The organism is Planococcus chinensis, from assembly GCF_042681545.1.
GTDB classification, from domain to species: Bacteria; Bacillota; Bacilli; order Bacillales_A; family Planococcaceae; genus Planococcus; species Planococcus chinensis.
The window spans coordinates 122,998-141,615 of record NZ_JBHUFW010000004.1; the positions used below are offsets into that span (position 1 = coordinate 122,998).

Annotated in this window: 12 protein-coding genes; all 12 read left to right on the forward strand. The window is 51.5% G+C overall.

The genetic code is table 11. The features are described from left to right. Positions 1-158: 158 nt before the first annotated feature. The 12 genes from ACFSDB_RS03130 (at position 159) to ACFSDB_RS03185 (ending at position 18,359) form a co-directional block, all read left to right on the forward strand. The gene (locus ACFSDB_RS03130; protein ID WP_204891036.1) at positions 159-428 is read left to right on the forward strand and encodes a YhdT family protein; all 270 of its coding nucleotides are present in this window, start codon (positions 159-161) and stop codon (positions 426-428) included. Then, on the forward strand, positions 425-1,903 hold the full coding sequence (gene panF, locus ACFSDB_RS03135; RefSeq protein ID WP_204891035.1) for a sodium/pantothenate symporter: 1,479 nt from the start codon (positions 425-427) through the stop codon (positions 1,901-1,903). Before ACFSDB_RS03130 ends, panF begins: the two co-directional genes overlap by 4 nt. Before the next feature lie 401 nt (positions 1,904-2,304). Beyond that, positions 2,305-3,216: a DMT family transporter gene (locus ACFSDB_RS03140; RefSeq protein ID WP_204891034.1), complete on the forward strand. Its 912-nt coding sequence runs from the start codon at positions 2,305-2,307 to the stop codon at positions 3,214-3,216. A gap of 324 nt (positions 3,217-3,540) precedes the next feature. Then, a complete protein-coding gene (locus tag ACFSDB_RS03145; protein ID WP_204891033.1) occupies positions 3,541-4,698 on the forward strand; it encodes an aminotransferase class I/II-fold pyridoxal phosphate-dependent enzyme in 1,158 nt (385 codons plus the stop codon). A gap of 502 nt (positions 4,699-5,200) precedes the next feature. Beyond that, a complete protein-coding gene (locus ACFSDB_RS03150; RefSeq protein WP_204891032.1) occupies positions 5,201-6,814 on the forward strand; it encodes a M20/M25/M40 family metallo-hydrolase in 1,614 nt (537 codons plus the stop codon). A gap of 395 nt (positions 6,815-7,209) precedes the next feature. Then, positions 7,210-8,205 carry a nuclease-related domain-containing protein gene (locus ACFSDB_RS03155; protein ID WP_204891031.1) on the forward strand — a complete coding sequence of 332 codons (996 nt, stop codon included), beginning with the start codon at positions 7,210-7,212 and terminating at the stop codon, positions 8,203-8,205. 251 nt (positions 8,206-8,456) lie between these two features. Beyond that, positions 8,457-9,590: a mandelate racemase/muconate lactonizing enzyme family protein gene (locus ACFSDB_RS03160; protein WP_204891030.1), complete on the forward strand. Its 1,134-nt coding sequence runs from the start codon at positions 8,457-8,459 to the stop codon at positions 9,588-9,590. Beyond that, on the forward strand, positions 9,580-10,671 hold the full coding sequence (locus ACFSDB_RS03165; protein ID WP_204891029.1) for an amidohydrolase: 1,092 nt from the start codon (positions 9,580-9,582) through the stop codon (positions 10,669-10,671). The genes ACFSDB_RS03160 and ACFSDB_RS03165 overlap by 11 nt, the downstream gene beginning before the upstream one ends. Before the next feature lie 99 nt (positions 10,672-10,770). Continuing rightward, the gene (locus tag ACFSDB_RS03170) at positions 10,771-12,183 is read left to right on the forward strand and encodes an alanine/glycine:cation symporter family protein (RefSeq protein ID WP_204891028.1); all 1,413 of its coding nucleotides are present in this window, start codon (positions 10,771-10,773) and stop codon (positions 12,181-12,183) included. Positions 12,184-12,469: 286 nt separating this feature from the next. After that, positions 12,470-14,644, forward strand: a complete 2,175-nt coding sequence (locus ACFSDB_RS03175) for a 5'-nucleotidase C-terminal domain-containing protein (RefSeq protein WP_377339093.1) — start codon at positions 12,470-12,472, stop codon at positions 14,642-14,644. Positions 14,645-14,862: 218 nt separating this feature from the next. After that, positions 14,863-16,311: an N-acetylmuramoyl-L-alanine amidase gene (locus ACFSDB_RS03180; protein ID WP_377339096.1), complete on the forward strand. Its 1,449-nt coding sequence runs from the start codon at positions 14,863-14,865 to the stop codon at positions 16,309-16,311. A 149-nt stretch (positions 16,312-16,460) separates the two neighbouring features. Beyond that, on the forward strand, positions 16,461-18,359 hold the full coding sequence (locus ACFSDB_RS03185; RefSeq protein ID WP_204891027.1) for a S8 family peptidase: 1,899 nt from the start codon (positions 16,461-16,463) through the stop codon (positions 18,357-18,359). Positions 18,360-18,618 lie beyond the last annotated feature (259 nt).

Below are 18,618 nucleotides of genomic sequence, written 5' to 3' on the forward strand. Positions count from 1 at the left end.
TAGAGGCGCCGGAAGCGCCCATAAGGCAACGGAAACCGCTCATAGAACGACGTATGGCTCTCCGGCGAATCGCAAACGGAAAAAAGCGTGCGTGACAGCATGCACGGCAATTGGTACGATAAGGTCATTGACAGGTTTTAGGGAACGGAGTGGAAGAAATGAAAGAAACGGACTGGCGCTTTAAAATCGCCAACCGGGAAGCGCTGATCGGCGTCGGGCTCGCATTGTTCAATTTTGTCTGGTGGTTCGGCTTTGCCTACGGCATGGGCTCGCGGCCGGTGGAGGAGTATACCTATATATTCGGCTTGCCGGACTGGTTTTTCTATAGCTGCGTACTCGGCTTTCTGCTGATTGTGGTGCTCGTCATCGTCATTGTGAAGTTTTTCTTTGTCGAAGTGCCGTTTGAAGAGGAGGATGAGGAACGATGAATTTCGCAGTGATCCTCCCCATGCTCGTGTTTTTATTGATCATCTTCGGCATCGGCTATTGGTCGAGCACGAAGCTTGCTGACAGCTCGAATTTCATCAGCGATTATTTCCTCGGCAGCCGGGAGCTCGGCGGCTTTGTGCTGGCGATGACGATGGTCGCGACATACGGCAGCGCGTCGAGTTTCCTCGGCGGTCCCGGTACAGCCTACACGATGGGCTTTGGCTGGGTGCTGCTCGCCATGACTCAGGTCGTCACCGGCTATTTCGTGCTGATGATCCTTGGCAAAAAATTCGCCATCATGGCGCGCCGCTATAACGCGGTGACGATGATCGATTTCCTGAAGGCCCGTTACAACAGCACTTGGGTCGTCATCTTGTCGGCCCTCAGCATCATCATCTTTCTGTTTTCTGCGATGGCAGCGCAGTGGATCGGCGGGGCACGGCTTGTTGAATCGCTGACCGGCTTGTCGTACAACACGGCGCTGTTCATCTTCGCGGTTTCGGTGCTGGTCTATGTCACGATCGGCGGATTCCGTGCGGTTGCGGTGACTGATGCGGTCCAAGGCGCGGTAATGCTTGTCGGAACGCTGGTGCTGCTTGTCGCGGTCATCATCGCAGGCGGCGGCGTGCCAAACATCATGAACGATTTGGTGAATGAAAACCCGAACCTCGTAACGCCGTTCGGGGCGGACGGCAATTTGAGCGCCGCCTACGTGTCGTCGTTCTGGATACTTGTTGGCGTCGGCGTCGTCGGACTGCCGCAAATATCAGTCCGGGCGATGTCTTATAAAAATTCCCGGTCGATGCACCGCGCATTGATCATCGGGACGGTCGTCACCGGCGTCATCATGCTCAATATGCATTTGATCGGCGTATTTGCGCGGCCGATCCTGCCGGGCATCGAAGTCGGCGACAAAGTCATTCCGCTGATTGCGCTCGAAACGCTGCCGGCATGGGCAGCGGGCATCGTCCTTGCCGCTCCGATGGCAGCGATCATGTCGACGGTCGATTCGCTGCTCATTTTGGTCAGCTCGTCGATCGTCAAAGACGTCTACTTGAACTACATCAAGCCGGAAGCGGACATCAAGACCATCAAGCGGCTGTCGTTCGGCGTCACCGGCGCGCTCGGCATCGTCGTCTACCTGCTCGCGCTCAACCCGCCGGACCTGCTGATCTTCCTGAATTTATTCGCGTTCGGCGGTCTGGAAGCGGCATTCATCTGGCCGGTCGTGCTCGGCCTGTACTGGAAATGGGGCAATAAATTCGGCGCCATCGCATCGATGGTGACCGGCATCGCAAGCTATGTCGCGCTGCATTTCTACAATGCCGCAAACGGCAACTTGTTCGGCGTCCATACGGTTACCGTGCCGGTCGTGCTGTCCTTGGTCGCTTTTGTTGCCTTCAGCTTGCTGATCGGCAAAAAGGCGTACGATTATGACGTGCGGCCGGTTGGGGTGAAAAAGCAGGAAGCGTGAGGGAGCTGCGGTTTTTATCGGTGCTTCAGCAAAAACTTCGCCCCAAGAATCCGAATTCAAAAGCGTTCATATGAAGAGGCCAGCGCCGCAGCGCTGGCCTCTTTTAAAGGTAAAAGCACACTTCGCGAACTTCGCTTCCTCAGAGTCGAATTTCTTACATGAACTATTTCAGCTTTTACATGACTTATTTGAGTTTCTACATGAACTAATTCAGTTTCTACGTGGCTTGTTGCAGTTTCTATATGAACTATCAAAAAAAACGCTAGAAGTGTCGTTGTATCCGTTTACATCAAAATTCACCCATTCCTTTATTCCCAAAAGGCGCCAGCGCCATTTACTTTCTTTCCGCGAAGGCGTAGAATGGGTGGATAATTCGGAAGGCGAAAGAAGGCGTGGCGCACGTGAACCAGTGGAAAATCTATGCAATATTGACGTTTGTTATGCTCATGTGGGGCTTTAATCTGCCTTCAGTAAAATATCTGGTCAGCCATGTCGAGCCGGTCACGCTGACGGCATTCCGCATCCTGGTTGCCGGGATTTCCGTATTCGTCATCCTCGCGGCGGTGAAATTGCTGCGTTGGCCGCGGAAATCGGAGTGGGGGTTCATCTTTCTCGGCTCGTCATTGAATGTGGTGGGGCACCATTATTTCTTGTCCCAAGGACTTTCCATTACCTCCGGCTCGAATGCCGGCTTGATTCTCGGCACTGGCCCGATGCTGACGGCGGTACTGGTGTCGCTCATCATGCGCAGCTACCCGTCGCGGCTGCAATGGCTCGGCGTTTTCATCGGCCTTGCGGGCGTCGCGGCAACGGTGCTTGTAGGAAGCGAGACGACCGGCATGAACTTAGGGGATGTATTCGTCTTTATTTCCATTCTCGTGCAGGTGCTCAGCTATATCGTCATTTCGCGGGCGGCGGGTTCGATGGATCCACGGCTGTTGACCGCCTATATGTTCGTTGTCGGCTCGATTCTGCTCTTTGCCATCTCGCTCGTACAGGAGCCGGGCGAAATCAGTGCGTTCGCTGATGTGCCGCCGATGTTCTGGCTGGCATTCTTCTTCTCGGCTGTGCTCGGCACGGCCGTCGGGCATATGCTTTATAATTACTCGATCGGCCAAGCGGGTCCGACAAAAGCCGCGATCTTCATGAACTTGAACACCTTGTTCTCGCTCGTCGGCGCCAGCGTCATCCTCGGCGAAGTTATCACGGGCCGCCATATCTATGGGCTCGTCTTGATTGTCATCGGTGTGCTGTTCGGCTCCGGAGCAGCGGAAGACTTAATACGCAAACGGAAAAAGCGGCTCAGCGCATGAGCCGCTTTTTTCTTAGAGAGCAACCGTAAGCCGGTTGGCTAATGCAGCATGACAATGAATAGCCCAGACGCTTTATTGGAAAAAACTATTCAGCGCCGGCGCGTCCACGGGCTAAGCGGAGCCATGAGACGGCGGGTCTTGCCGGCTCAGGGCGGGAGCTATGCCCAAAGCGGCCGAAGCGGCTGGCGGAAGGGAATTCATTCCATACGAAGCGGCTCAGCGCATGAGCCGCTTTTTTTTATTCCGGCAGCCCGTCATGGTTTATTTTCAGCAAATATGCAATATAATAGAGGAAAGCCTAACAAGAAACGGAGATTTTTGCATATGCCTTTAACATTGAACCCGCGCACCCAGGCGCTTCCGGTCTCCGGAATCCGCCAGTTTTTCAATCAGCTTGTCGATTACCCGGACGCCGTCAACCTGACGATCGGCCAGCCCGATTTTCCGACGCCGGAAGCGGTGAAGCAGGCGGGGAAAGACGCCATCACCAACAACATGACAGGCTATTCCCATAACGCGGGCTTGATCGAGCTGCGCATCGAAGCGGCGGATTTCTTCAAGGACCGCTACGGCCTCGACTACAACGCGCAGACGGAGATCATCGTCACCAATGGTGCGACTGAAGCGCTCGACGCGGTGTTCCGCACGATTCTCGAGCCGGGCGACGAAGTCATCGTCCCGTCGCCGTGCTACACGGGCTACGGCCCGATCATCGAGATGAACGGCGGCAAGCCGGTCCTGCTCGACACGTCCCACACCGGGCTCGTGCCGACAGCGGAAAACCTGAAAGCGCTCGTGACGAATAAAACCAAAGCGATCCTGTTCAATTTCCCGTCCAACCCGACCGGCGTGACGCTGACGCGGGAGCAAATGGCTCCGCTCGTCGAAGAGCTCAGCCAACACGACTTTTTCGTAGTGACGGATGAGATCTACAGTGAAAACACGTTCGAAGGCGAACACACCTCGTTCGCTTCGTTCGATGAAATCAAAGACCGGACCTTCCTGGTCCAAGGCTTGTCGAAATCGCATTCGATGACCGGCTGGCGCATGGGATTTCTGCTCGGGCCGGAAGGGTTCATGCAGCATGTCCTGAAAGTGCATATGTACAACGCAGTCTGCGCCTCGCTGCCGAGCCAGTACGCAGCCATCGAAGCGCTGAAGAACAATCGCCACGCACCGGAAGAAATGAACCGCGCCTACAAAGAACGGCGCGACTTCGTCTACGGCAAGCTGCTTGATATGGGTCTTGACGTCGTCAAACCGCGCGGCGCATTCTATATCTTCCCGTCCGTCGAGAAATACGGTATGACATCGTTCGAATTTGCAACGCGTTTATTGAAAGAGGGCGGAGTCGCCGCAGTGCCGGGTTCCGCCTTTACGCCATTCGGCGAAGGCTTCCTGCGTATTTCGTATGCCTATTCGATGCCGACGCTCCAAAAAGCGATGGACCGCATGGCAAAATGGCTGAAGACATTGGAGTAAGAGGAGCGAAGGCGGCTGTGTGGATTCGTCGGGCATAAGACAGACCGGCGAAGCGGCGCTATTTGCCGCACAGCTTCGAAAAGTAGAAGTGCCTGTTCAGCTCTGACAGGCATAAGACAGGCCAGCGAAGTGGCGCTCTTTGCCACACAGCTGGATTGGCTTATGACCCGAAGAGCTAGGCACTGAACTAGACACGGAATGGCTTATGACCCCGAGAATCCGGCCGCCAGAGACTGGACAATAAGAAAAGCGAAGGCGGCCGTGTAGATTCGACGGGCATAAGACAGACCGGCGAAGCGGCGCTCTTTGCCGCACAGGCGGAATGGCTTATGACCCCGAGAATCTGGCCGCCGGAGTCTGGACAAGAAGAAAAGCGAAGGCCAACAGATACCTTTGCGCGACTAAAAATAAAACCACAACAAACTGCACGTGAACGGTTTGGAGAGTCACAGTCAGTGGAAGCCCCGCTTGAACGGAGCGGGGCAAAAGGAGGGCATCATAGATGACGGCATTGTGGGGAACACCCGAAAAATTGCAGGACTTATTATGCGAATTGGTCAGCTGGAAAAGCTTGACGCTGACGGAAGGCGAAGTGGAATTCGCGTACAAACTGAAAGAGAAGCTGGAAGAGCTTCCGTATTTCCAGGAAAATCCGGATCATGTGCACCTCAGCGAAGTCAACTGGGGCCGTGAGAACGTAACGGCGCTTTACAAGCATCCGGATGCGGTGGATACTGTCGTCCTGATGAGCCATTACGATACGGTGCACACATCTGAATACGGCGACCTCGAACCGCTCGCCTGCAGTCCGTATGAACTGGCCGAAGCGTTCAAAGCTGTGAAGGACGAGCTGGACCATTATGCACAGGCAGACCTGGAATCGGGTGAATACCTGTTCGGCCGCGGCACCATGGACATGAAAGCGGGCCTCGCGCTCCACATGGCGCTTATCGAAAAAGCCGCAACCGAAGGCTGGCCGATCAATCTTTTATTGATGTCCGTGCCGGACGAAGAAGTCAACTCGGCAGGCATGCGCTACGGCGTTGCGAAACTGCTCGACCTCGAGCGGGAATTCGGCCTTGAATACATCCTGTTCCTAAACGGCGAACCGGTCTTTGCCCAGAAGCCGGGCGATACGGAGCATTACCTGTACACTGGCTCGATCGGCAAAATCATGCCGTCGGCGATGTTCTACGGCAAAGAGACGCACGTCGGCGAACCGCTGTCGGGCATCACATCGAGCTACATCTCGACCTACCTGACGCACCGCATGGAATGGAATGAAAACTTCAAGGAAACCGAATACGGCGAAACGACGCCGCTGCCGGTGACGCTCATGATGCGCGACATGAAAACCCATTACTCCGCACAGACGCCGTACCGCACCAGCGCGATGTACAACGTCTTCCTGATGAAAAAAGACGCCGAAGAAGTCTTTGCCCAATTCGAAAAAGTCGCCATCGAAGCGATGGAGCACTGCACCCGCGACTACCTCGCCATGTGCGAACGTGAAGGGATCGAGCCGGTCGGCGACATCAAAGTCCTGCGCTTCCAGCAATTGATGGATTATGCCATCAATAAATTCGGCCTCGACTATATCAACAATGCCCTGTACGACACAATGATGCACCCGGAATGGGACGTCCGTGAAAAATCGATGCACACCGTCGACATCCTGCTCATCAACTGCCAGGAACTCACGCCGGCATGCGTCCTCCTGTACGCTCCGCCGTTCTACCCGCCGGTCAACTCAAGTGAAGACGAACTCGTCAAGCGCTGCGTCGAACAAGTCACGGCGAACGCCAAAGAGCGCTTCGGCCTCGACATCAAGCAGATCCACTACTTCAACGGCATCTCGGATCTCAGCTACGTCAACTACGGCGACCAGCAGGACAGTTTCGTTACGTACGAGAAGAACACACCGGTCTACGGCGATTCCTACAGCATCCCGTTCCACGCCATGAAAGAACTGGATGCACCCGTACTCAACGTCGGCCCGTTCGGCAAAGACGCCCACAAGCGTACCGAACGCCTGCACATCAAGAACACATTTGAAGAAATGCCGTTGCTGCTCGAAGAGATGATTCTGTCGATTCCTGTGAAGAGCCGGCAGTGATTGGAAGGCTCCCGCTTTTGCGGGGGTCTTTTTTTGTGATGGAAGAAGGAAGAGGGGGATTTGACTTCGCTAGTGTCGTGTAAAAATTTGGAGGTGTTGATTAAAATCGGAGAAATGTCGATTAAATTCGAAGAAGTGTCGATTAAATCTTGAGAAGTGTCGATTAAATTCGGAGAAGTGTCGATTAAAAAAATCTTAATGGCATTTCGGTTCACCGAAATGCGCTTTTATCTTTAAAGGAGACCTTCGCTGTAGCGGAGGTCTTTTCAAATTCATCTTCTCTATAAAAAACCGATACTTGATGCATTTCGCCAAAGCGAAATGCGAAAGAGAACAGTGCTCCAAATCTCATTTTTACTGCTTATAACGGCTTCAAAAATGAGATTTGCATATATATGGAATTAAGTAATCTCACCTGCTACAATCTTATTGAGGTGATGCAGATGATTTTGAAATACCGTGATAAACCGGCAAAAATTGCCGGTTATGAAGCGTTGCTGAAAAGGTTGCCTGCCAACCATGAGAAACGGAGGTTGATTATAGAAAAGTTGAGTAATGCGAAGGCAGGAGCGGGAGGAGAAGAAAGAATTGACACAATCCTTTCTTATTTCGAACCGGATTATCCGTTTCGAATGATCCAGGATCTATCTCTACCTGAACGCAACCAAATCGACACGCTGCTCATTATGCAAGACCGAATCATCATTTTGGAGATCAAGAACCTGGGCGGGGAATTAAGAATGCGTACAAATCCGAGTGCATTGGGTCAGACCCTATTGGATGGACACCGAAGATTCTTGAAAAATCCGGTCATCCAGGTTGAGACAGCGAAGATCAAATTGCAAAAAGTATTAAAAGCCATGGGAATTCAATTACCGATCGAGTCGATTGTAGTGATGGCATACCCTTCGCAGTTTGTAGAAGATGTTCCTTCGGATGCAAAAGTATGGATTGCTGAAGAAGTACTTGTCCAGCTTTATAAAATCAATATCGAAAATAAAATCTTAAGTGTAGAAGAAATGCATTCACTCGGTAAGGCACTGCTCTCCATCGACAAGCAATACCAACCATTTCCACTCGCCCTCAATTTGAATATTAACCTCCAAGACATCGAAAACGGCGTATATTGCCCACGATGCAAACTGCGAAAAATGAAGCGGCTAGTACGAAAGTGGGAATGCTATTTTTGTGATATCTATAGCCTGGATGCCCATCTCGATGCAATTGACGAATGGTTTATGGTCTGCAAATCCACTATTACCACCCAAGAATGTAAAGCTTTTTTGGAACTAACTAATATTGAAACGGCTAAGCGGATTTTACGGAAAAAAGGGCTAGCCGAAATTGGCGGCAAAAGAAACCGGCAATACCTTCGGAAAGAGGGATTTTAAGCTGATTGCATTTCGCTTTTTAAGGAGACCTCCGCGGGAGCGAAGGTCTTTTCCATTCAAACGCTCTTGATTTATGAGAGAGATTCTTGAAGAATGTCGATTAATTTGTTGGAAGTGTCGATTAAAATCCGAGAAACGTCGATTAAATCACAAGCTAGCTTACCCCAACCCCAAACTCCTCCAAAATCCCCTAACCCCGCACACAAAAATCATGTACAATTTACTTTGTACATAATTGGAGGGGATTCCTGATGAAGATTGTAAAAGCTGAGATCCATGCAGTGGAGTTTCCGCTGAAAGAGCCGTTCATCATTTCGTATGCGACGTACCCGCATATGGCGGCGGTGATTGTGAAACTGGTGACCGACACAGGGCTTACCGGCTACGGGGAAGCGGTGCCCGATGAGCACGTGACTGGCGAGCAGGTCGACGGGACTTATGAAATCCTGAAAAATGTCCTGGCGCCGCAAGTCATTGGCCAAAGCCCGTTCGATATCGAGAACATCCACCACCGGATGAACGGGGCGATTGCACGGAACCCGGCGGCGAAAGCGGCGATTGATATCGCGTGCTACGACCTGATGGGGAAAGCGACGGGCCAACCGGTCTACAACCTGATTGGCGGACGGGCGCACGACAATTTGCAATACCCGAAAGTCTTGAGCATCGAATCGCCGGAAGTAATGGCGGAAAAAGCGAAAAAAGCGATGGAAGCGGGCTTCAGCAGCCTCAAGCTGAAAGTGGGCGGCGCGGATTCCGCGACCGACATCAAACGCATCTACGCGGTGCGCGAAGCGGTGGGCCCAGGTATGCCGATCCGCATCGACGTCAACCAGGGCTGGAAAACGGTTGGACATGCGGTGCAGGTGATCAATAAACTCGAGGATGCGAACCTCACCTGGGTCGAGCAGCCAATCCGCATGGGCAATATCCGCGGACTTGCCGACGTACGGCAGAAAACGTCGACGCCGATCATGGCCGATGAAACGGTCCAGTCGATGGAAGACGTCCTGGAAATCATCCGCCTGGAAGCGGCTGACTACATCAACATCAAACTGATGAAATGCGGCGGCATCTTCCCGGCAATTGCCATGGCGAAAGCGGCGGAAGCGGCTGGCATCATCGCGCAGATCGGTTCGATGGTGGAATCGTCGGTCGGCTCGGCAGCCGGCTACCACGCCGTCATGTCCCGCCGCAACATCGAAACGGCGGAACTGACCGGACCGCTCCTATTCGCAGAAGAAATCGGCGACTTGGATTTCCAATTGCCATATGTCCATCTGGCAGACAAACCGGGACTCGGAGTTAACGTCGACGAAGTGCAGCTCCAGAAGCTGACGACAATGGCATGCGTCGTTGAAGGGGAACAGCATCATGGAAATTAAACCGCAGATCGAAGCGTATTTCAGCCATTTCCATGCCCATCCGGAAGTGAGCTGGAAGGAAGCCGAGACGACGAAAAAGCTTGCAGAAATCTTGGGAGATTTCAATATCCCTTACCGGACATTCGATGACGTAACGGGACTGCTTGCGGAAATTGGAGAAGGCGACCGCGTCGTAGCGGTCCGCGCGGACATCGATGCGCTTTGGCAGGAAGTCGGCGGAAAAGTGCAGGCCAACCATTCCTGCGGCCACGATGCCAATATGGCAATGGTGCTCGGTGCGCTTCTATACTTGAAAAATGAAACCTTGACGAAACGTATACGTTTCATTTTCCAGCCGGCTGAGGAGCAGGGGAACGGGTCGCTGGCGATGATCGAACGCGGTGCACTCGAAGGCGTCACACATCTGTATGGCGTCCATCTCCGGCCGATCGAGGAATTGCCGTTCGGAAAAGTGGCGCCGGCCATCCATCACGGCTCAGGGATTTTCCTGAAAGGCAAAATCACCGGGGTGGACGCACACGGCGCACGGCCGCATCAAGGCAAGAACGCGATCGATGTGATTGCAGCCATCCACCAATTCATCAAGTCGATCTATTTCTCGCCGTTTGAATCGTATTCTGCCAAATTGACGAATATCCAGGCCGGCGGCGATTCGCTGAACATCATTCCGGGAAGCGCATCGTTTGCGCTTGATGTGCGTTCGCAGTCGAATGAAATCATGGACAAATTAAGAACCCGCATCGATGAAGGCCTCGCCTCCATCGCCGCGCTTTACGATATCGCAATCGACTGGGAATGGACGGATTACACGCCGGCCGCCGAAGTGTCCCAAGAAGCGATGGAAATTGCGGATGCGGCAATCCGTTCGGTCATCGGCGATGAAAACACGGCGCCGCCGGTCGATACGACAGGCGCGGACGATTTCCATTTCTATACGATCAAAAAGCCGGAACTAAAGGCGGCGATGCTTGGAATCGGTGCGGACCTCGCGCCGGGCCTCCATCATCCCGATATGGCATTCAACCGCGACGCACTTGATATCGGTGCCCGCGTGCTGGCGGAAACATTGAAAAAAAGCTGAAGCAAAATAAAATCTCCCTCGCCGCTGCGTTTTCCAACACCCACAAAAGGGTAAGGAAAGGAGTGGTTTAGGGAGATTATAAATGTTAGGAGATTTCATATGGATACTATTTTAGACGGGTTGACGTGGATCGTCGACGAAGGCAATAACTTGTTATGGACATACATATTGATCGCTTTGCTCCTTGGGCTTGGCATCTATTTCACCATCCGGACGAAATTTGTCCAAATCCGCCTGTTTGGCGAGATGTTCCGCGTCATTTCGGAAAAGAAGGATGGGGACGCAGGCGTTTCCGCATTCCAGGCGTTCACGATCTCGACGGCTTCACGCGTCGGAACCGGGAACATTACGGGCGTTGCCTTGGCCATCGCCATCGGCGGGCCGGGCGCTGTGTTCTGGATGTGGATGGTCGCGTTGATCGGCATGTCGACCGCATTCATCGAAAGCACACTCGCGCAAGTCTATAAGGAGAAAGACGGCGACCAGTTCCGCGGCGGGCCGGCATACTATATGCAAAAAGCGCTTGGCAACCGGAAACTGGGCATCGTCTTTGCGATTTTATTGACATTGGTGTTCGGGTTCATCTTCAACTCGGTGCAGTCGAATACGATTGCCCAATCATTCGGTGATGTGTTCAGCATCCCGGAATGGACAATCGGGCTGGCGCTTGTCGTATTGACTGCCATGATCATTTTCGGCGGCGTCAAACGCATCGCGCACGTTACACAAGTACTTGTCCCGGTCATGGCAGTTCTCTACATCCTGGTCGCGCTTTGGGTCGTCATCATGAACATTTCGGAAATCCCGGCCGTGTTCTCGCTGATTGTGAAGAGCGCATTCGGGCTTGAAGAAGCAGCAGGCGGTGCAATCGGTGCCGCAATCATGCAGGGCGTGCGCCGCGGACTGTTCTCAAACGAAGCAGGGATGGGCTCGGTGCCGAATGCCGCCGCATCGGCGAACGTTTCGCATCCGGCGAAGCAGGGCCTCGTCCAAAGCCTTGGTGTATTTTTCGACACGATCATCATCTGTTCGGCGACCGCGTTCATCATCATTCTGGCCGGCGTCTACAAAACTGGTGAACAGGAAGGCATTCTGCTTACACAGGCATCGCTTGATGTCCATGTCGGTGCTTGGGCGCCTTACTTCCTGGCAGCAGCAATCTTGTTCTTCGCATTCAGTTCGATCATCGGGAACTATTATTACGGCGAGACCAACATCGAATTCATCAATGCCCACAGCGGCTGGCTGACAGCTTACCGCATCGGCGTGCTGGCGATGGTGATGTTCGGTGCACTGGCGAAAGTGGAGCTGGTCTGGAACATGGCCGATTTGTTCATGGGCCTCATGGCCGTATTGAACCTGGTCGTTATCGCCATTCTCGGCAAGACAGCCTTCAAAGTGCTGGCCGATTACACAGCTCAGCGGAAAGCCGGGAAAAATCCGGAATTCTTCGCGAAAAACATCCCCGGCCTGAAAAACACCACGTGCTGGGGAGAACATAGCAGAGATTGATTCCAACCCATTTGCGGAAACGCAAATGGGTTTTTCTTTATGAAAAATCAGCATGCCTGTTTTTCCACTATCACGCTTTGTTTTTACCTTTCGCCCTACAAAATCAGACTTCCTCTAGGCAGAAGAAACCGTTCGCGGCAACCGAAAATGAGTCCTTTCGAGAAGTTTTTTCCCGAATCCTGTCCCGAATCATGTAAATATTTAGTAAATTGTGTAGTCGGTCCATCAGATATTTGGTAAAATGGAAAAGCAGTAGAAAACCTATTCCTGAGGAGGAAAAAAACACATGGTCAATATCTTAAAGAACAAAAAGTTCGTTGCGTCTGCTGTTACAGTAGCCGCAGTAGTAACAGCAGTTTCACCTGCTTCAGCAGCAGAGATGAAATTCACCGATGTATCAGATCGCTACAAGGAAGCGGTACAGTTTTTATTTGATCTGGGAATTGTAGCGGGTGAAACGGAAACGTCTTATGGCACAGAGCACACTGTCAAACGCCAAGACGCGGCAGTGATGATCGCCAAAGCTTTAGGATATGACCCGGCGGACACGTACGAGGATTCAGGATTCACGGATGTGCCGAAAAGCGCGAAATGGGCAGTTGACGCATTGAAGCAAGACGGCTTTATCGATGGGAAAACCGCAACACGCTTTGGTGCGAACGACATCCTGACGCGCAATGAAACTGCGAAGATCCTTGCGGAAGCAGGAAACTTCGAAATCGACGATACAATCAAAGAAACGAAATTCACAGACGTCAACGAGCGTTTTGCGAAATACGTAGATGCACTTGTCGACAATGGCATCACGTTCGGTAAAACATCTACAAAATTCGGTGCGAACGATGCGGTAACGCGCGGCGAAGCGGCTTTGTTCCTTCACCGTACAGCGCTTAAGATGATGGACGGCGTCTATTCGCTTTCAGTCATGCACTTGAACGACACGCATGCACGCCTAGACAGCGCTGCGAAACAAGTGACAGCGGTGAAAGAATACCGTGCTGAAAACCCGGATTCACTTCTTTTGCACGCTGGTGATACATTCTCAGGAACACTTTATTTCAATGAATTCCAAGGCGAAGCGGACCTGGCAGTCATGAACTTGATGGATTTCGACGCAATGACATTCGGAAACCACGAATTCGATCTTGGTGCTTCAACTGAAGGCCATAAAGCGCTGCAGGAATTTGTCGCAGCTGCTGAATTCCCGTTTGTTTCTGCAAACGTCGACTTCTCAACAGATCCGTTGTTCACAGGCTTGTTCCAGACGAAAATCGGTACAACTCCTGAAGACAGCAACATCTACACTGGCATCGTGAAAGAAGTGAACGGCGAGAAAGTCGGGATCTTCGGTTTGACGACGAAAGAAACAGAAGACATCTCAAGCCCGAGCCTGGTATCTTTCGATGAAGATTATTTGGAAGAAGCCCAAACGATGGTCGATGAGTTCGAAGCAATGGGCGTCGACAAAGTCATCGCTTTGACGCATATCGGTTTTGATGACAACCCGGCAATCGACAATGACCAAGTGTTGGCTGAAGAAGTCGAAGGCATCGACATCATCGTCGGCGGACACAGCCACACTGAATTGGCTGAACCGGTCGTTTATGATGGCGACGACACACCGACAGTTATCGTTCAAGCTGGCCAGTACGGCGAAAACTTGGGCACATTGGATGTTCTTTTCAACGGCGACGGCATCGTCTTTGCAGCGGCTGGTGAATTGATCGAAATCAAAGACCAAGTAGCAGACACGAAAGCGGTTGAAGTTTTGGCTCCTTACAAAGCGAAAGTTGAAGAAATTTCTAAAACTCCAATCGATGCAACTGCAGTGGAAGCATTGACTACGCCGCGTGCGGGTGAAGATTTGACAGCGCCAAGCGTGCGCAAAAACGAAACGGCTCTTGGCAACATCATCACAGACGGGATGCTTGCTAAAGCGAAAGAATATGATGAAAACGTTGTAATGGCGATCCAGAACGGCGGCGGCATCCGTGCGGGAATCGATGCTGGACCGATTACAGTCGGCGAAGTGATCACAGTTCTTCCATTCGGCAACACATTGGCGACAATGGATGTGACGGGTGCAGAATTGAAATCGGCATTTGAATTGAGTGTTGGGCAGCTTCCGCGCGAAAACGGCGGATTCCTTCACGTAGCTGGCGCGAAAGTGGAATATGATTCTTCTAAAGCGGCGGGATCACGCGTTGTTAACATTTCGCTGGAAAATGCAAATGGCACATTCACACCGATTTCTGATACTACAACTTACACAATCGCAACAAATGCGTTCACTGCTAAAGGCGGAGACGGCTATACAATGTTCGAAAAAGCTTACACTGAAGGCCGTGTAACGGACCTGGGCCTATCGGATTGGGAAAACTTGCGCGACCAGTTGGAAAGCATCGGAGAAGTCAACAATGACACTGAAGGCCGTCTAGTTGACGTAAACGCTGCAAACTAAATGAAAACAATCTGACCAACCGTGGTCGGACCATTGTAAAAAAAATATTAAAAGCTAAAGCCCTGTCTACTCTGTAGACAGGGCTTTAGTTATTTTTACCTAGTTTAAAAGAGAAAAATGTGGGTATAAATTTCGAATTAATGCAAAAGATACATAGAAATATTGAAAATAATGGGTTAAGGTATGGGAAGAGAAAAAACCTTAGGAGGAAATCTGAATTGAAAAAATGGATAATGATGCTATGTTTTGCATTAGTTGCTTCGTTGCTAGCCCCTCAGAGCCAAGTGGATGCAAGTGGAAATTTTGAAGACATCGGAACTAATCACCGCGCTTATGCGGAAATAAATTATTTGGTGAACTTAGGTTATGTCAATGGCGTTTCATCAACGCATTTCGTCCCATCACAGCAAGTAACGCGTGCACAAGCAGCCGCGATGCTGGGACGCTCTCTTAAACTGGATGGCACGCAACGTGCGACGAAATTCAAGGACGTTTCATCCGGCAACTTCGCTTCCGGCTATATTACGGAAATGGTCGAACGCGGCATCATCTCCGGTTACCCTGACAATACATTCCGTCCGTACAAAGTTTTGACTCGCGGCGAAATGGCAATCCTGATCAACCGGGCGTTCAAGTTCGGCGGCACGAGTGTTTCATCAGCAGCTACCATCCTGATGAACAAAGGCATCGCACAAGGTTTCCCGGACGGGACATTCGGAGCGGGAGCAACAATCATCCGCGCTGACTTTGCAGTTTTCCTTGCAAGAAGCCTGAACGCAGACTTCCGCGTTTCAACTGGAGATGTCGCATTTAACACAACAATGTACGTAAACACACCATCTGACGTATTGAATATGCGTTCTGCGGCAAGCGGCACGGCGACCGTTCTTACGAAATTGGCGCATGCCTCAACAGTTGCAGTTGCAAGTTCTGAAAACGGCTGGTCGCATGTCCGTGCAAACGGCTATACCGGCTATGTGGCAACAAACTACCTGGCTTCAACCAAGCCGAGCTCAGTGATTCCTGTAGACAAAAGCAACCTGACAGTGGTTATCGATCCGGGCCACGGTGGTACTGATCCTGGTGCAAATGGATTCGGTTTCTTAGAGAAGAATGTGGTTTTGAACATCGGGAAACACATGAAGACATATTACGATAAAATTCCGGTAAATGTGAAAATGACACGCACAACAGATGTAAAGATTGAATTGTACGACCGTGCAAAATACGCTTCACGCTACGGCGGCGATATTTTTGTCAGCCTACACAACAATGCTTTCAACACGGCAGCAAATGGTCAAGAAACATTCTATTATGCAAAAACAGCAGCAACCAACCCGCATGTTGCGCAGTCACGCGCCTTGGCAATCTACTTGCAGGCTCGTATGCAAGAAGCGTGGGATTTGGCTGACCGCGGCGTCAACCCGTTCGGATACGGCAACTTCGCGGTACTTCGTGACAACACTGTACCAGCCTCATTGGTCGAAATGGGCTTTATCGACAACGCTAATGACATCAAATACATCAGAGACGAAGCACAGCGCCAGAAAATGGCGAAATACCTTGTAATGGCGACACTTGATTATTTCTACCATTATGAAGGTCGTAAGGACGTTCTTCCTTACTACACAACTCTAGGCGGAGCGCCTAGCAGAAAGTTACATTAATATTACGAACCTGTCGGTGATTTCATCGGCAGGTTATTTTTTTTACAAGAATGTAATAATTAATGCTAAATATGGGTAATTATTAACTATTATTAGCTGCGCGAAAGTAGTCTAATAGATTAAAGAGAATGGCAAGAGGGGGTCTTGTGATGAAAAGTTTCGCCAGCAGCTTGTTTGTAGCCGCTTTATTGATATTGCCTTCACCAATGCTAGCCGAAGGTGAAAATACATACCTGATCCATGCATCGGAAGAACAGCTCAAAGGAATACAGGAGCAGTTTGGTCCGGCCTTGACGGATTACGAGGAAGTTCCGCTTCTGGAAATGGAACTGAGCGATTCGGAAAAAGCGGATCTCGAGAAAAAGTTCTCGTCTGCTGAAATCTATCCGAACCGTGAATACGAAGTCGCGGCGGATGTCGCCCCGACTTCCTTCACCATTACGAAAAGCACGCCTGCAGAATCCACGCCTTACACCGGAAAAGGGGTGCGTGTCGCTGTCCTTGATACCGGTGTGGACACAGAACATCCGGATCTGGTCGTGAAAGGCGGCATCTGTACCGCGGAAGAATGTGCACCGGGCATTTCCTATGATGATAACTTCGGGCACGGCACCCATGTGGCGGGAATCATTTCCGGCAAAAAGAACAGTTCGGGCATCATCGGCATGGCGCCGAATGTCGAACTATATGCCATCAAAGCGATGGACCGCGAAGGGATCGGCACGACCGCCCAAGTGACGGAAGGCGTCAAATGGGCCATCCAGAACGATATCGACATCCTGAACTTGAGCATTTCCATCTCAGTGTATGACCGGCCGCTCGAACTGATGCTGCAGGAAGCCTATAAGCAGGGAATGCTCATCGTATCAGCTGCCGGCAATGAAGGCGGCGCAGCCGGAGAAGACACGATTACGTATCCGGGCAAATTCCCGTCCGTCATTGCGGTCGGGGCTGTGAACAATAATTTGACGAGAGAAGCCAACTCGTCAGTCGGCCCGGCCATGGAAATCGCTGCGCCGGGAACAGGGATTTACAGTTCCTACCCGATAGAGCTTGATATCTGGGACGCCAAGAACGACGGATTCGTGTCGCTGACCGGCACTTCGATGGCGGCTCCACATATCACGGGTGTCCTTGCTTTATACAAAGAGCAGCATCCGGCACTCGCGAACGTCAAATTACGCGAAATTCTTCAATCGACTGTCAGAGACTTAGGGACGGCCGGCCGCGACCAGACATTCGGCTATGGCCTTGTCCAATACACCAAAGCGGTGAGCGGCGTTCCGTTCGTTGAGACGACGGTTTCCAAAGGCCGCATCCAGATGATCATGAAAAACAAGGCACTCGCTTCCGGCTGGTCGGTTTCGTCCGGCGACAATCTCGTACCGCAAGTGGAAGACGGCAAATGGATTGCCTACCGGACTAAAGGCACCCACGTATTCAACGCCACGTATACGAACGCTAAAGGTGTAAAAGTCACCGAACCGTTGACGGTCCGGGTCGCCCTGCCGGCTTTCCCGGATGTGACGCCGGCCAACTGGTTCGGACCGCACATCAGCTATCTGTTCAGCAACAATATGATGAGCGGGTATTCGGATGGCAGCTTCAAACCCTATAAAGAAATCACGCGTGGGGAAGCGATGATCCTGCTCGGCCGCGCCCAAGGATGGGACGGCACGAAACAGAGCACGCAATTCCCGGATGTCGGCCCGGCCAATAGCGCCTCCGGCTATATCCAAAGCGCGTATGAACTCGGCATCGTGTCCGGCTTCTCGAACGGCAGCTTCAAGCCCTACCAGTCGGTAACCCGTGCTGAAATGGCGATGCTGCTCCATAACACGTATGAATTTTCATACGACGCATCCAAACCGATGCCTTTCTCGGATGTCACCAAAACGATGGCAGCTTACGACTCGATCCACGCCATCACCCAGCAAGGCATCACGACCGGCATCAACAGCACGTCATTCGGGCCGAACCAATTCATGAACCGCTATTCCTTCGCCGTATTCCTGGCGCGGGCGGAAAGCCCGGTACTGTTCAAATAGAATCTAGTCAAAGCCTGCAGCTGTTTTTCAGCTGCAGGCTTTTTTGTGCTTTTTCAGATTGAATTGGAGAGACAGGAGGAGGGAGGCTTTTCCTAACCGGGAAAATCGGTGATTTTGGAGCGGATTGGGGATGCCAATAGCTCATGTCGGATTTATGATAAAAACGAATTTTGAATTGATTAATAGCATTTTTATTGTTTTATTGGAAATAAATTCATTAAAATTCATTGAAGTAAATAACCGTGTTTGTTCTATTGCG

What these genes read in the sequence shown, in the direction of transcription:
- ACFSDB_RS03160 (WP_204891030.1), top strand. Translation starts at nt 8,457, where the DNA reads ATGAAGATTGTAAAAGCTGAGATCCATGCAGTGGAGTTTCCGCTGAAA.
- ACFSDB_RS03150 (WP_204891032.1), top strand. Translation starts at nt 5,201, where the DNA reads ATGACGGCATTGTGGGGAACACCCGAAAAATTGCAGGACTTATTATGC.
- ACFSDB_RS03175 (WP_377339093.1), top strand. Translation starts at nt 12,470, where the DNA reads ATGGTCAATATCTTAAAGAACAAAAAGTTCGTTGCGTCTGCTGTTACA.
- ACFSDB_RS03170 (WP_204891028.1), top strand. Translation starts at nt 10,771, where the DNA reads ATGGATACTATTTTAGACGGGTTGACGTGGATCGTCGACGAAGGCAAT.
- ACFSDB_RS03185 (WP_204891027.1), top strand. Translation starts at nt 16,461, where the DNA reads ATGAAAAGTTTCGCCAGCAGCTTGTTTGTAGCCGCTTTATTGATATTG.
- ACFSDB_RS03145 (WP_204891033.1), top strand. Translation starts at nt 3,541, where the DNA reads ATGCCTTTAACATTGAACCCGCGCACCCAGGCGCTTCCGGTCTCCGGA.
- ACFSDB_RS03165 (WP_204891029.1), top strand. Translation starts at nt 9,580, where the DNA reads ATGGAAATTAAACCGCAGATCGAAGCGTATTTCAGCCATTTCCATGCC.
- ACFSDB_RS03130 (WP_204891036.1), top strand. Translation starts at nt 159, where the DNA reads ATGAAAGAAACGGACTGGCGCTTTAAAATCGCCAACCGGGAAGCGCTG.
- ACFSDB_RS03155 (WP_204891031.1), top strand. Translation starts at nt 7,210, where the DNA reads ATGGAATTAAGTAATCTCACCTGCTACAATCTTATTGAGGTGATGCAG.
- panF (WP_204891035.1), top strand. Translation starts at nt 425, where the DNA reads ATGAATTTCGCAGTGATCCTCCCCATGCTCGTGTTTTTATTGATCATC.